The 15374-nt window shown below is 44.1% G+C and carries 12 protein-coding genes and 1 pseudogene; 6 read left to right on the top strand and 7 right to left on the bottom strand.

Translation table 11 applies throughout. The features are described 5' to 3' along the window. Positions 1 to 236: 236 nt before the first annotated feature. The 4 genes and pseudogenes from B2Z67_RS14025 to B2Z67_RS14010 form a co-directional block, all read right to left on the bottom strand. The gene (locus tag B2Z67_RS14025; RefSeq protein ID WP_291530463.1) at positions 237 to 998 is read right to left on the bottom strand and encodes a DUF5131 family protein; all 762 of its coding nucleotides are present in this window, start codon (positions 996 to 998) and stop codon (positions 237 to 239) included. A gap of 71 nt (positions 999 to 1069) precedes the next feature. Next, positions 1070 to 1639 carry a sugar O-acetyltransferase gene (locus tag B2Z67_RS14020; protein ID WP_291530462.1) on the bottom strand — a complete coding sequence of 190 codons (570 nt, stop codon included), beginning with the start codon at positions 1637 to 1639 and terminating at the stop codon, positions 1070 to 1072. A gap of 54 nt (positions 1640 to 1693) precedes the next feature. Continuing rightward, a complete protein-coding gene (locus B2Z67_RS14015) occupies positions 1694 to 3208 on the bottom strand; it encodes a DUF1186 domain-containing protein (protein WP_291530461.1) in 1515 nt (504 codons plus the stop codon). Between the two features lie 126 nt (positions 3209 to 3334). Further along, positions 3335 to 3562: pseudogene (locus tag B2Z67_RS14010) on the bottom strand (DUF2400 family protein); the annotation flags it as partial. 203 nt (positions 3563 to 3765) lie between these two features. Between B2Z67_RS14010 and B2Z67_RS14005 the strand changes: the two are divergent. Further along, complete coding sequence (locus B2Z67_RS14005) at positions 3766 to 4626, top strand: AraC family transcriptional regulator (protein ID WP_291530459.1); 861 nt, start codon at positions 3766 to 3768, stop codon at positions 4624 to 4626. A gap of 42 nt (positions 4627 to 4668) precedes the next feature. Here the strand turns inward: B2Z67_RS14005 and B2Z67_RS14000 are convergent, their stop codons facing one another. Then, entirely contained in the window at positions 4669 to 5712 is a 1044-nt protein-coding gene (locus B2Z67_RS14000; RefSeq protein ID WP_291530458.1) for an N-acetylmuramoyl-L-alanine amidase family protein, read from the bottom strand. 111 nt (positions 5713 to 5823) lie between these two features. On the opposite strand from B2Z67_RS14000, the gene B2Z67_RS13995 reads away from it, so the two are divergent. The 5 genes from B2Z67_RS13995 to B2Z67_RS13975 all read left to right on the top strand — a co-directional run bounded on the left by B2Z67_RS13995 (position 5824) and on the right by B2Z67_RS13975 (position 12051). Beyond that, positions 5824 to 7104, top strand: a complete 1281-nt coding sequence (locus tag B2Z67_RS13995; protein WP_291530457.1) for an O-acetylhomoserine aminocarboxypropyltransferase/cysteine synthase family protein — start codon at positions 5824 to 5826, stop codon at positions 7102 to 7104. Positions 7105 to 7197: 93 nt separating this feature from the next. Continuing rightward, positions 7198 to 8100 (top strand): OmpA/MotB family protein, encoded by a 903-nt coding sequence (locus tag B2Z67_RS13990; RefSeq protein ID WP_291530456.1) that lies wholly within the window; start codon positions 7198 to 7200, stop codon positions 8098 to 8100. Positions 8101 to 8109: 9 nt separating this feature from the next. Continuing rightward, on the top strand, positions 8110 to 10398 hold the full coding sequence (locus B2Z67_RS13985) for an NADP-dependent malic enzyme (RefSeq protein ID WP_291530455.1): 2289 nt from the start codon (positions 8110 to 8112) through the stop codon (positions 10396 to 10398). Continuing rightward, positions 10395 to 10568, top strand: coding sequence for a hypothetical protein (locus B2Z67_RS13980; protein WP_291530454.1), 174 nt, complete (start codon positions 10395 to 10397; stop codon positions 10566 to 10568). Before B2Z67_RS13985 ends, B2Z67_RS13980 begins: the two co-directional genes overlap by 4 nt. 145 nt (positions 10569 to 10713) lie before the next feature. Next, positions 10714 to 12051, top strand: a complete 1338-nt coding sequence (locus tag B2Z67_RS13975; protein WP_291530453.1) for an NADP-specific glutamate dehydrogenase — start codon at positions 10714 to 10716, stop codon at positions 12049 to 12051. A gap of 67 nt (positions 12052 to 12118) precedes the next feature. On the opposite strand, the gene B2Z67_RS13970 is transcribed toward B2Z67_RS13975, so the two are convergent. After that, positions 12119 to 13792, bottom strand: coding sequence for an SWIM zinc finger family protein (locus B2Z67_RS13970; protein ID WP_291530452.1), 1674 nt, complete (start codon positions 13790 to 13792; stop codon positions 12119 to 12121). A 567-nt stretch (positions 13793 to 14359) separates the two neighbouring features. Then, a complete protein-coding gene (locus B2Z67_RS13965; RefSeq protein WP_291530451.1) occupies positions 14360 to 15286 on the bottom strand; it encodes a tyrosine-type recombinase/integrase in 927 nt (308 codons plus the stop codon). Positions 15287 to 15374: the final 88 nt, after the last annotated feature.

The raw sequence follows: 15374 nt of genomic DNA, 5'->3' as shown, positions 1-15374 counted from the left end.
AAAATTTAAACAGGCTCTAATTTGTTTCACGATTCATTTTAAACTTCTGTTTGATTCATAATTAATTATGCTTGCCCGCGATAATATCTCTATAGGTATCTTATTACTCAACCTACCACCTCCCCCTGCGGGNNATAACTCTAAGGAATTCTTTTTCTCCTACCACCTCCCCCTGCGGGTACTCCTCCTCCCGGGAGGAGGAGAATTAGGTTACTCCTATTTGTGATACCTCTAATTTATTCATTAGAGGTATCATCGCGAACAGGCATATAATTAATCCCCGCTTTCCGCGCCTGCGAATGCTGAAACTGGCGGGCTATTTTGAACTCGCGCCCTTCCTTCAACAGATAAGAGCCTGTTTGCTTAAACCAAAAACCGACATTGGCTTCCACGCATTGCCGCCGGATATCCAGTACCCAATCATAATCGCACATACGGGCTTCCCTGCCCGATTCGCCTCCTGCCACAACCTGCTCCACCCACTCTCCCAGTTCCCCACGGAAGTCTATCCGGGTAAGAAGAGGTTCGCAGATAATAATCTTATGCTTTATGGGCGCCGCTTTATAAATAGGTAAGCGATAGTCAACCCGGTCTTGATTCTCCATTGTGCAACAGATGGTTACATTGTCATATCCTTCTCCCCAATCGGCAGGCAGACAGGCACTTAGCCTGTCGATACGCTTCGTGATAAAAAGGAAATGGAGGTCTTGCCGCGTTCGCATCATTTCCCATGCTTCGGGACGCCATTCATCGGCATCTTCTACCAGAAAATCGGAAGAGAAACAGGTATAGACTATGTTACCGGAAGGTATCTTATAGGTTTTGTCCCTTTTCTGCTGCAAAGGCAAGTTGAATTTTTCCGTTTTCGTTACCACCGAACTGTCTTTGCCATGCTTACCGTCTATACGATAGACATAGCAATGCCGGCAGCCTGCGCTTAGTTTATGGCAGCCATGCCAGGGGTTCCACATGGACGATTTCACACCTGTTCTCAACATCCGTTTATTGCCATTTCTTTATATGTTCTACCCGCGTTCCGTCATCAGCCGCATCAGTAATATAATACGTATCACAAACGGCGTATAATCCTTGCAGGATTACCCACGGCAACAACATTTGCCGGTATAGACTTTGTGACGACGCTTCCGGCTCCGATAGTTGTTCCGTCGCCGATAGTCACCCCCGGAAGAATGATGCTTCCGCCGCCAATCCACACATTCTGACCTATGGCTACAGGAGCTGTCTGAGAATTCCACAGGCTACTGTTTTTCGGCAGACGTTCCACCGGATTGGTGGAATGGAAAACCGTATAAATGTGCACGCCGGGACCAATACCTGAGAAATCACCTATCGTAATGCGATTGCAATCAAGAAAAACACAGTTCATATTTATTTCTACGTTGTTTCCGATATGGATATTTTCGCCGTAGTCCACAAAAAAGGGGGCGGAAAGCCATACGTTTTTTCCTCTCGAACCGAGAAGCTCATCAAGCAGGGTCGATAACTTCTCAGTATCGGTAGTAGAGGCGCAGTTATATTCTACCTGAAGCTGCTTGGCTTTGTGCCATCTGTTCAGCAGTTCCGGATCAGCCGCGTCATAGACTTCCCCCGCCAGCATTTTTTCTTTTTCAGTCTTCATAATTTTACGCTTTTTACTGTTATTGCCTGCCATGCAAAGGGAAATCAACTGTAATCAGTCTCCCCACTCTTTATGGTATTTTTGGTAACGCTTATAAATATCCAGCTGATATTGTTCCAAGGATTTACACACTCCAAAGGAGAATTCTCTTTTTACTTCCTCCAGAGCACCACAACAGAACAGGTCTACCAAGCCGGTTTCATACATGGCTTCTATCTCCGGCAGTAGCTCAACAGCCCCGATATCCAACAAATCGTTGACCACCATTCCCGCCAAGGTGCCATCACAACAAACAAGGTCTCCAAGAGTTTCCGTGTAAAGAACAAGAAGTTGACGGAACCATTCAATGACCTCTGCCCGGCGTTCGGGATGCAAAAAGGCAACAAGTGCCACCGCCGACGGTACCAGGCAACGGGCAAATAGATATAACCCCGGTTCTTTCATGTATTCCATTAATTCCGGAAGACGATTCCGACCCAGCAAATAAAGAGTGGGAATAAATACCCCAGAGTATGTATCTCCGAAATGATAATCAAAGAAATTCTCCCCCTGCCTCAGAATCTCAAGTATCACCCCGAGGCTATCTTCCGCCTGAAGTTCTCCAAGGAAGAAAGACACATGTTTCAAAATATTAGGCGCACCCTCCTCCCAATTCTCCTCGGATATTTCGTCACAGGAACAACCGATTTCAAATAATGCCATCTGTTCCAAATCATGAATCAATGATTCACGAGGCAAAGCCAGAATGTCACGAATCATTTCATCGGAAAGCAAAAAGCTATCGCGATTATAGAGCCAACTTACTAATTGCTTGTTCCGGACATCCAACACTGCGGGATAAGCCGGATGAATATAGGAATAAGGTAGCTCCGGCACTATTTCATCTGCCGACATCATTGCTCTCACCTCTTCGACCGAGTCCTGAAGACGACAAAAACTATCTTCATCCGAGTCTTCATAATCTTCATCCCAGTCTTCATCATCCCAGTCTTCATCATCATCTTCTTCCTCAGTATCACCATAGATTGTATATGAGAAATCATCACCCAGATTTTCTTCCAGCAACGGGAGTAACGTATTAGCCTGCAAACGGCTGTTTGCCATCAGGTAATGTTGTCCGTTTTTTCCAAATTCATACTCGATGAGAGGAACTTCATCGGTATCCTCTTTCAGAATATATTGAGTCAGTTGGAAAGAAGAATGCGGAGAAATACCTGCTTCTTCAGCATAAGCTACAGCCCCGTAAATCAGATTATGCGCTTCCTCATAACTGATTTGCCCCATTTCAATGCCATAACCCCTGCGATCTATCAGCTTTTCATAGATATCTTTCGGTGAGTTGAACTGGAAAAAAGAATCAGTCACCCCACAACAAAAAGTATCCAGCAAATAAACGCCGGATGTATAGTTACCATTTACATGTTGACGCGCTACAATCACCGTAGCTCTGCCACACTGTTCCCAACCTTTCTCAATCCAACACTCCACTAACGGAAGTTGGCGCGCTTTTTCCTTTATATAACGCTCCGGTGATAAAACTTGTGAAGGAACTTTCTTTTTCTTAGCCATATTATCTTAGTTTTTATTTTTAGTTTATAACTCAGGGGAATTTATATGTCAAGTATTTCAAAGAAACGAAATAGTACCTTGTTTATTATTCACTCCGTAGCCGAACAATGCGAAATCTCCCAAGCATGGGTTGTCCGGAAAGACTGCCGCAAGTGCATCCGTTATCCTGCGAGCGTTCTTTAATATCTGTTTAGGGTTATCAAAACTCATGATAGCAGTCGGCAAACCGCTAATCTCGACATCTTGTTTCAGGTGGTAACGATGAGGGAATTGCACCGGGGCATTCTGAATAAAATCGGCGCAGTGACAGGTCACAGCCCACTTCCACAGTTTATTTTTTGTATCTTCGGTCATTTTTCACATGTAATGGGGATACAAAATTACGCAAAATCATTCATTATTTATACAAGTGGGGTAAGAAAGTTACTTTTTTTCTTTAACCTGTATCATTCAGTACCACAGGAGTCAAAGGAAAGATTTTAATTTATAGCAACTTTGGACAAGTACGCTATTCTTTTTCATCTTATTTTTGCACCGTGAAATTCAAACAGTAACTTATGGAACATAGCAAGAAGACAACGCGTGAAGAGTATCAGAAGTGTGTAAATGCAGTGGTAGACTACATCAACCTCCACCTTGGGGAGGAGATTGATTTGAAATCCCTGGCCAGGATTTCTCATTTCTCTCCATTTTACTTCCATCGCATCATGAAAGCATTTCTGGGTGAGCCTATCGGGACGTTCATAGTCCGGACACGAACTGAGGCCGCCGCCCGCCTGTTGCGTTACTCGGAGTTGCCGATAGCGGATATCGCTTATCGCATCGGTTATTCCTCGCCGTCGTCACTGTCGAAGGTTTTCAAACAGTTTTATGGAATTTCGCCTAATGAATATCGTAACAATAAAAATTTTGTAATTATGAGACCAGCAATTATCAGACCTGATTTGGAACTGAAGAAAGAAATCAAAGAAGTTCCTGCCAAAAATGTGATTTATATCCGCTTGATCGGAGACTATAAACTGAACGATTACGGGGGCACATGGATGCGTTTGTTCCAGTTCATCAAGGAAGAAGGACTGCCGATGGGCGATGTATCACCGTACTGTATCTATCATGACGATCCAAAGGTGACGCCTGCCGACAAATTGCGCACTGACGTCTGCATGGTGCTTCCCGTAACCGCAGCCCCCAAAGGCGACGTCGGATTCAAGCATTTGCCTGCCGGACGTTATGCGGTGTTTACTTACAAAGGCTCTTATGAACATCTGCAAAGTGTATACGACACAATTTACGGAAAGGTTATTCCTGAAATGGAATGCACACTGAGAGATGAACCGAGTGCGGAACGTTATCTGAATGACCCGCAGGAAACGAAACCGGAAGACTTGTTGACTGAGATTTATATTCCGGTGGAATAACAACTGTCATGCCAAAATGTTAACTCCCCTGATAACGGGGAGTTACCTACTCTTCTTATAATCGGCAATAAAACCCTCCATCATCCACTTCGCCAAAGCCTGACGGTTGGAACTGATAACGAAACGACGCTGGTCGAAGGCATTCTGGATATTCCCCAACTCTACATAAACACCGGCAGGAGAAGAATTTGCCAACACATAGAGATTGCGCGGGCTGACCGTACCCGAAAAGCCGCGATTAGGTTGATGCCTGTCGTACTTGGATTCAAAAGTATTCTTCATCGTAGTTGTCAGACGCTCGCTGCCGGCACTGTTGGGGGTATGGTAAAAGAACACATCCGTCTGTTGCCTTTTGCTACGGCTATCCACATGCAGGAAGATGGAACGGCAATATGCATAATTCCTGCGGTCTTTCTTATAAAGTTCATTGATTTTGGTACAGCGCTGGCGAAGACGATCTACCTGGTTCAGAGGAATAGCATCCCCCATGCAGGTTTCACGCTTGCTGTTTTTGAGATAACGGTCGTCGCGAATGCCGTCTCTGGCATCCTGAATAATGATATAAACCTTTGCCCCCTCTTCCATCAGGTTACGGGCAAGGCGGAGGGCTACATCATAGGCGTATTCGTCTTCATGCAATTCGGTATTCCCTATCCTGCCGATAGCTCCGGGGTCAGGCCCGCCATGTCCGCTGACTACGTAGAAGCAGGCGCCTTTCAATCTGCTACCCGTCACGCGGACTTTAGCCAGTTCTTTTCCTAAAAGAGGCTCATTGATAGTTTTGCCTGAACCGGCGGAAGAGGTAGAAGAGTTTGATGCCGTAGCAACCGTGGTTCCGGTAGACGGTTTCAGCGGCGGAAGGATATATTTCACCCCCAACCGCAATTCTTTCTTGCCACGCAATTGCGTTTTATTCAGTTCCAGAAATTCCTGATAGTACGTGTTACCCGGACGTTTATGACGTAGCAAAAAGGCAGAGATGCCTTCACCTGACTTCGGAGTTCCCCTTTCTTTTTGCGCCGAAGCATAAAAAGGGGTAAGAAAAAGAAAAGAAGAAACAAACAACAAAAATAATATCCGAACCATAACCTCTTTAGATATTAATAGATAAGCGACTGACAAAAATACAATTATTTTCCCTACTTTTGCATCCATTAATGTGTTAATTGAAAAGAAACTATAAAAATAGATTGCATTATGGCAAAACAATTCAAACCGGAGACCCTCTGCGTACAGGCTGGCTGGACTCCCAAAAAGGGTGAACCCCGCGTACTTCCCGTTTATCAAAGTACCACTTTCAAATACGATACCAGCGAGCAAATGGCACGCCTTTTCGATCTTGAAGAGAATGGTTACTTTTACACCCGCCTGCAAAACCCTACAAACGACGCCGTCGCCGCCAAGATAGCTGCACTCGAAGGCGGTGTAGCCGCCATGCTGACATCGAGCGGGCAATCTGCCAATTTCTATGCTATCTTCAACATCTGCCAGGCAGGCGATCATTTCGTCTGTTCATCTACCATCTACGGCGGAACATTCAATCTTTTCAGTGTAACAATGAAGAAGCTGGGTATTGATGTTACATTCGTTCACCCCGACGCACCGGAAGAGGAAATCTCCGCAACTTTCCGCCCGAATACCAAAGCTCTGTTCGGCGAAACTGTTTCCAACCCCACGCTGGAAGTGCTTGATATCGAGAAATTTGCCCGTATCGCCCACAACCACGGAGTGCCTCTGATAGTTGATAACACCTTCCCTACTCCGATTAACTGCCGCCCGTTTGAATGGGGAGCCGATATTGTGGTACACTCCACTACCAAATACATGGACGGCCATGCCACCAGCGTAGGAGGCGCCATTGTGGACAGCGGCAACTTCGACTGGGACGCTTATGCCGACAAATTCCCCGGACTGTGCACTCCGGATGAATCTTACCACGGACTGACCTACACGAAGGCTTTCGGAAAAATGGCCTATATCACCAAGGCTACCGCCCAACTGATGCGTGACCTCGGCAGCATACCAAGCCCGCAGAATTCTTTCCTCCTGAACATTGGGCTGGAAACACTGCATCTGCGTATGCCGCAACATTGCAAGAACGCACAGGCCGTAGCCGAATACCTTTCCAAGAACGACAAGGTGGCTTGGGTGAACTATTGCAGTCTGCCCGGAAACAAATATTATGAACTGGCACAGAAGTATATGCCGAACGGCTCCTGCGGCGTCATCTCCTTCGGATTGAAAGGCGGACGCGAGGTATCAATCAAATTCATGGATGCGTTGCAACTGGCGGCTATCGTAACTCACGTTGCCGATGCACGTACTTGCGTACTGCACCCTGCCAGCCACACACACCGCCAATTGACGGAGGAACAGTTGCTGGAAGCCGGTGTACGTCCCGACTTGATTCGTTTCTCGGTAGGTATCGAAAATGCAGACGATATCATTGCGGATATCGAACAGGCATTGAACGCTTAATTTCAGAAACGAACTATCAAGCAAAAGAGTATTCACCAATCAATAAAAACACCATACGTTATAGAATTATAAACATTTAATAAAGAAAGATTTATGAAACGTACAAAATTAGCAGCATCTGTTCTATTTGCTGCAACTATGCTCCTGACGGGATGTGTGACAAAAAAAGAGTTTGTGAATCTTCAAACGGATTATAACAAACTGAAAGATGAGAAAGCTACCCTCGACAAGAACTACCAGGATGCGCAAATCCAACTTGCCGAATTCCGTACACAGTCCAAAGGCCTGGACGAACGACTCAGGGAAGCCCAAAGAACCAATCGGGATTTACGTAATAACTATGCCATCCTGCAAGGTTCGCTCGACAAGAGTCTTCTACAGAACTCACAAGGTAACATCAACATCTCCAAACTGGTGGATGAAATCAACGCCTCCAACCGTTACATCAAGCAATTGGTGGATACCAAAAGTAAATCGGACTCATTGAACATAGTGCTGACCAACAATTTAACCCGCTCCCTGAGCCGCGAGGAACTGACAGAGGTAGATATAAAGGTACTGAAAGGTGTGGTTTATATCTCTTTGGCGGACAACATGCTTTACAAGAGTGGCAGTTACGAAATCAACGAACGCGCGGGTGAAACGTTGAGTAAGATTGCCAAAATAATCTCCGACCACAAAGATTACGAAGTGCTGGTAGAAGGCAATACGGACAATGTACCTATCTCTCGACCCAACATTCGCAACAACTGGGATTTGAGTGCCCTGCGTGCTTCATCCGTAGTGCAAGCGCTTCAGAACCAATATGGTGTCGACCCCAAACGCCTTTCTGCCGCCGGACGCGGTGAGTATAACCCCATCGCAGACAACGACTCTGAATTGGGCAAACAGCGCAACCGTCGTACGCAAATCATCATTACTCCCCAACTCGACCAGTTCTTGGAGTTGATAGACAAAGCGCCGGAAGCGGAAGGAGGGGCTGATAACAATTTATAATCAACTTTCATGGCTAAGATAACTAAAGAGGCTGCCTTACTTTATCATTCACAAGGCAAACCGGGTAAGATAGAGGTAGTACCGACAAAGCCCCACAGTACTCAAACCGACCTTTCGCTGGCATATTCTCCCGGTGTGGCGGAACCGTGTCTCGAAATCCAGAAGAATCCGCACGATGCATATAAATATACAGCGAAAGGTAACCTGGTAGCTGTCATCTCCAACGGTACGGCAGTGCTTGGTTTGGGCGATATAGGTGCATTGAGCGGCAAGCCGGTAATGGAAGGTAAAGGACTATTGTTCAAGATTTATGCCGGTATTGACGTTTTCGACATCGAAGTAGACGAGAAAGATCCCGAAAAGTTTATCCAAGCCGTAAAAGCCATTGCTCCCACCTTCGGAGGTATCAACCTGGAAGACATTAAAGCGCCGGAATGCTTCGAAATAGAACGCCGCCTGAAAGAGGAACTCGACATCCCTGTGATGCACGACGACCAGCACGGCACGGCCATCATCTCCAGTGCCGGATTGGTGAACGCACTGCAAGTAGCGGGCAAAAAGATTGAGGATGTAAAAATAGTAGTGAACGGTGCCGGTGCATCTGCAATATCGTGTACCAAACTATATATATCAATAGGTGCACGTCTGGAAAACATTGTGATGCTGGATAGCAAAGGTGTCATCAACACAACGCGTACCGACCTCAACGAACAAAAACGCTACTTCGCTACCAGTCGTACCGATATTCATACATTGGAAGATGCCATCAAGGGGGCAGACGTATTCCTGGGATTATCCAAGGGGAATGTCTTGTCGCAGGATATGGTACGCAGTATGGCTCCATCACCTATCGTCTTCGCACTGGCAAACCCGACACCGGAAATCTCTTACGAGGATGCCATATCAGCTCGCCCCGACGTGTTGATGGCAACCGGACGCTCCGACTATCCGAACCAGATTAATAATGTCATCGGTTTCCCGTATATTTTCCGCGGTGCACTCGATACGCAGGCGAAAGCCATCAACGAGGAAATGAAGATTGCCGCCGTACATGCCATCGCCGGTCTGGCTAAACAACCCGTTCCGGAAGTTGTGAACGAAGCCTATCATGTAAACAACTTCACGTTCGGTCCCGAATACTTCATCCCGAAGCCAGTTGACCCTCGCCTTATTACTGAGGTATCCTGCGCCGTTGCAAAAGCCGCTATGGAGAGCGGTGTTGCACGCAAACATATCGAAGATTGGGATGCTTATAAAGTGCAACTGCGCGAACTCATGGGCTACGAAAGCAAACTCACACGCCAACTTTATGATACTGCCCGCCGCCATCCGCAACGTGTAGTATTTGCCGAAGGTTCGCACCCGAACATGCTGAAAGCTGCCGTAGAAGCAAAATCCGAAGGTATCTGCCATCCTATTATATTAGGTAATGATGAAACCATTGAAAAACTGGCAAAGGAACTCGAACTTAGCCTTGAAGGTATTGAAATCGTCAACCTGCGCCATCCGGACGAAGCTCCGCGCCGCGAACGCTATGCACGCATTCTTTCCGAAAAGCGTGCCCGCCAGGGTGCCACCTACGAGGAAGCCAACGACAAAATGTTCGAACGTAACTACTTCGGCATGATGATGGTGGAGACAGGCGATGCGGATGCTTTCATTACCGGCCTTTACACGAAATACAGCAATACCATCAAGGTGGCAAAAGAAGTTATCGGCATTCGTTCGGATTACAAGCACTTTGGTACAATGCACATTCTGAACTCCAAGAAAGGTACTTATTTCCTTGCCGACACGCTTATCAACCGTCACCCCAATGCCGAAACATTGATTGAAATGGCAAAGTTGGCGGAATATACCGTACGATTCTTCAATCACACTCCTGTTATAGCCATGTTGAGTTACTCCAATTTTGGCGCAGATACCGAAGGTAGCCCGGTTTACGTTCACGAAGCTGTAGAGTATATGCAGCAGAAGTATCCCGACCTTGCTATTGATGGCGAAATGCAGGTGAACTTTGCTATGGATCGTAAAATGCGCGACGCAAAGTATCCTTTCAACCGACTGAAAGGCAAGGACGTGAATACACTCGTATTCCCAAATCTAAGCTCTGCCAATTCTGCATACAAACTCTTGCAAGCTATGGACACGGATATGGAATTGATTGGCCCGATACAAATGGGATTGAATAAACCCATCCACTTCACCGACTTTGAAAGTTCCGTGCGCGATATCGTAAATATCACCGCAGTAGCTGTTATCGACGCTATTGTGTACAAAAAGAAAGCCGGCAAATGAGACGTCCTTTATCGAAATCACAAAGTGTTTGCATTATGCTGCTTTGGGTAGCATTGTGCTACATAGTTCTGACAACTGCCGAACGAATTGACGGCCCGGTTATCGTAACACTTATCATTTCGGCAGCATTAGTGTTCATTCCGGTAATTAAGTCACTAAAAAGAAGATAATTATTATCTTTTTATTCATATTTGCAGATAAAAGAAGCAAAATGATTCTTTTATCTGCATTTTATTTATAATATGTTTGCCATAATCATTTTTATGTGTACTTTTGCAACCGAAATAAAGAATGAACAAGCTAAAGTATTAGATTATGAATGCAACTAAGGTATTAGAAGATTTGAAGAGACGGTTCCCCAACGAACCGGAGTATCACCAGGCAGTGGAAGAAGTACTTTCTACGATTGAGGAAGAGTACAACAAACACCCGGAATTTGACAAAGTTAATCTGATTGAACGTCTTTGCATCCCCGACCGTGTTCACCAGTTCCGCGTGACTTGGATGGATGATAAGGGTAACATTCAGACTAATATGGGTTACCGTGTTCAGCATAACAACGCCATCGGCCCGTACAAAGGCGGTATCCGTTTCCATGCTTCCGTAAACCTTTCAATCCTGAAATTCCTGGCTTTCGAGCAGACTTTCAAGAACTCACTGACTACGCTGCCTATGGGCGGTGGTAAGGGTGGCTCCGACTTCTCTCCGCGCGGTAAATCCAATGCCGAAGTAATGCGTTTCGTACAGTCGTTCATGCTGGAATTGTGGCGTCACATCGGTCCTGAGACTGACGTACCTGCCGGTGATATCGGTGTAGGCGGTCGTGAAGTAGGTTTCATGTTCGGCATGTACAAGAAGCTGACGCGTGAGTTCACCGGTACATTCACCGGTAAAGGCCGTGAGTTTGGCGGTTCGCTGATTCGCCCGGAAGCTACCGGTTACGGCAACATCTACTTCCTGATGGAAATGCTGAAAGCCAAAGGTACCGACCTGCAAGGTAAGACTTGCCTGATTTCAGGTTCAGGTAACGTAGCCCAATATACCGCAGAGAAAGTTCTCGAACTGGGTGGCAAGGTGCTGACCATGTCCGATTCCGACGGTTACATTTACGACCCGGCAGGTATCGACCGCGAGAAGCTGGATTACATCATGGAACTGAAGAACCTCTACCGTGGACGTATCCGCGAATATGCAGAACAATATCCGGGCGTCAAATACGTAGAAGGAGCCAAGCCTTGGGGGGAAAAAGCAGACATCGCCCTGCCCTCCGCAACCCAGAACGAACTGAACGGCGACCATGCCCGCCAGTTAGTGGCAAACGGCTGCATGGCCGTATCCGAAGGCGCCAATATGCCTTCTACTCCGGAAGCTATCAAGGTATTCCAGGATGCCAAGATTCTGTATGCTCCGGGTAAGGCTGCCAATGCAGGCGGTGTGTCGGTATCCGGTCTGGAAATGACTCAGAACTCCATCAAACTGGGTTGGAGCGCCGAAGAGGTAGACGAAAAGCTGAAAAGCATCATGAAGAATATTCACGAAGCTTGCGTACAGTACGGCACAGAAGCCGACGGTTATGTAAACTACGTGAAGGGCGCTAACGTTGCCGGATTCATGAAGGTAGCGAAAGCTATGATGGCACAAGGCATCGTATAAAGAAAGCTATAGTTGTTTATATATGAGAATCCTCTCTACGCCGGTCGGTGTGGAGAGGATTCTCTAATTATTTCCCCAATTCCTCCATCATGGCACGACGCTTAGAATAAATTGATTTGAAATGTGCTAAAAGCGTATCTACTATTTCGGTTCCATTGGGATATGTTTTCATCTTTTTCAAAACATCAGATACATACTTGTAATGGTCTCTTCCCATATTTTTTGCAGCATAATCTATGATCTGTGTCCGATAGAATGCTAACATCCGTTCCGGATACCGTGTTTTCACATAAGATTCATATTCTGCCAATGAATTGTATTTTCCTAACTGAATGTTTTTTTCAATATAATCCATCAGTCTATCCCAGTATTCTTCCTCAATATAAATCTGGGCATATACATGCCCCAATCCCCATTGCTGTCGTTTCTCTGATTTCCGGAGAAGATTGTCGAGATAGTTTATCCATTTTTCGGTTGGGACAACCGCTTTCAAAGTATGGTAATATTTCATACAGTCCCTACCATTAACGAATAAATCCTCTGCCAATTCAGTTGCTTTTTCTTTATTGTCCATCAACAGATACACCGACATTTTTTTATCTTTCCAATCACCTGATGTTCCCAGGTGCCCTTTCTTTTCGGAAATGCTTATTCCTTCATCAATCAATGCAAGAGCTTCTTTATATTGCTCTTCGGTAATCAATTTTTCTAATCTGATTTCCCGGATTCGCGGAAGATACAAATATGACGAGATTACCTTTCCCACTTCTTCTTTCTTGCCGGCATTTTCTAAAAGTTCAATTTTAGACATCACTAATGAAGGAGTACGAAAAGTGTCCGGTTCATTTTTTAATGCCTCGTCGATGATGCGAATAGTATTGTCGAAGTTAGATGTCTTTAAACTTATCGAAAGAAGCAATTCATCTAAGTTGGCTAAATCATAATTATCGTAATTACTGTTTTTAATCAATTCGCCGATTTCATCTGTCAAATTCTTCAGCAAATCATCCGATAGATCTGTTTTAATCATTTCGGCTATTAGGTCTGCAGCTTCCTGACATGCGCCCCCTAAATCTCCATCATAATCATCATATTCTTCATAACTATCCCCTATCTCTCTGATAATATGAAGCAAAATAGTCATAGCTTCTTCCTGGCAATTCAACTTTATTAACGACTTAGCCTTTTTGATATAGCTATCCAATTTACAGGCAATAGCTTGTCCTTCATTCTCGAAGCCGCAACTATTATATGAATGTTTAAAGCATTTTCGTATTTCTTTTCCATAATCTACACGAATATCAGCTTTCTTTTTAGGGTGAAGATTGGATATTAATGCCTGATTAAACTCGGGGTTCTTATCGGTATACTGTAATAAGAAAGATGCAAGTTGCTTATTATTGGTTTGTTTCAGGATTTCAGACAGTTGCTCTTGTGCAGTAGAAAGGGGTACTTCAATAGTTACAGGATGTTTGCTTCTGTTATCCCTGATATACAAAAGAACGGCGACCACATGTTTGCACATATCACCATAATCATAAGGACAATCACAATCCCACGATACAATTTCATCGCCATTCAGTTTTATTTCAACAGAATACACATCGCTGCCTTCCACTTCTGCTGTCCATGTATCAGGATAATCATGTTCTACATTGTCAACCGAACCATATTCGTAATACTCTTCGCCTCTTTCGTAGATTTTATGCGATATTTGTTTATGAAAGTCATTTAGTCTCATATAATTTCTTTTTAATGATTATATCAATTCTTTTTAATGAAAGAATTTACTTGCGTTTTATGACACAATCCACCTTCCCGTATAGCTTGCTTTTTCCTAAACGAAACACTACGGTTTGCCCAACTACCTGTAGCTTACAATTGATTGAGAGGGAATTCCGGAAAGGAAGTCGCGGATATAAATATGCTCTATTCCTTCGTATGTATTCTCAAACGAACGTTCGCCTGATACCACTAAAAGGAGATATTTTATTGATATACAATTCTCTACGAAAATTAATTCTCACTTTCTTTGCCATGACATATTTTCATTACGATTAAAATAATATGCGAAAATACGAATTAATTTCATTACAGGCAAAATTCACAATGGCATTTCTACGCCAACAGTCGATCCATAATAGAACACAGAGAGGCAGAGTTTTTTCTTTATAAAAGGAGAGAATGTGCGAGAGAAGGCGACTCTGTCGCAAAAAACTCTGTGTTTCTGTGCCTCTGCGTTAAAAGAAGAAGAGACTAAGTTTCCAGCCTCAGTCTCTCTCCATCACATCAATCTATGTATAAGATATTATCGCAATGCTTTAAGCATTTGGTCTATGCATTTTTTCTTCTGCTCCATATTTGGATGAACATACAAGTTTAATGTAGTGCTGATATTGGAATGCCCCAAGATAACACTAACTGTTTTGTAATCACAATTGCTCTCTATACATCTTGTTGCAAAGCTATGACGTAGCCCATGAAATTTCAATTCCGGTATCTCTAACTCTTTCATTAGTTTTTTATAGTAATTTCGATATGTTCGCGGTTCTGTTGGCTTCGTCTCGTTGGTTAAAACATAGAAAGATTCATTCACCACCTTCTTAATTGGCTTAAGTATCCTCAACAAATCCCGGCTCATTGGTATTTCTCTGATAGAATTCTTCGTTTTAGGTGTATCAAGTATCAATTCTGTGTGCTTATTGCTACCTTCAACAATATATACGCGTTGAATAGTTTTTCGGATTGAGATAATTCCGGTCTCAGTATTAATGTCGTCCCATGTCAGCGCACAGATTTCTCCAATCCGGATGCCTGCACTCAGGCAAATATATATTCCCAGATTCTTAAACGTAAAATGCTCCTGAATATACTTCATGATTTTCCGTTGATTAACCCGACTTAGCACTTCTATTTTTGTATTTTCTCTTTCTGTGGGAAATTGTACATTGAACTGCTGATATTCGAGAAGCTTACTTTTTACTCCAAACTTTAAAACCATCTTTAGGACAATCAGGATATCCTTAATCGTTTTCTGGCTTAATCCTTCAGCCAATTTTTTGAATACAAACTCCTGAACATCTGACTCTTCAACACTAACTTGTTCTCCAAATACGGGCAGCAAATGATTTTCAATTAAAAGCGTATATGCCGAAATACTGGATTTCTTTACGTACTGTTTTTTGTCTTCTTTCCACAACTCAATCACTTTTTTAATTTTTGTTTTCTCTGTCATATTATTCTATTTTAATGTTATTAATCATCAGAATATACTAAAAAGAATTAGTACGTGCAATATCTTCAATGTCCCGAATTTGAGATTT

It is taken from the genome of Bacteroides sp. UBA939, assembly GCF_002293435.1.
In the GTDB taxonomy this organism is placed as follows: domain Bacteria; phylum Bacteroidota; class Bacteroidia; order Bacteroidales; family Bacteroidaceae; genus Bacteroides.
The sequence above is the reverse complement of the archived record's forward strand: the minus strand, read 5'-3'. Positions and strand labels throughout refer to the sequence as shown.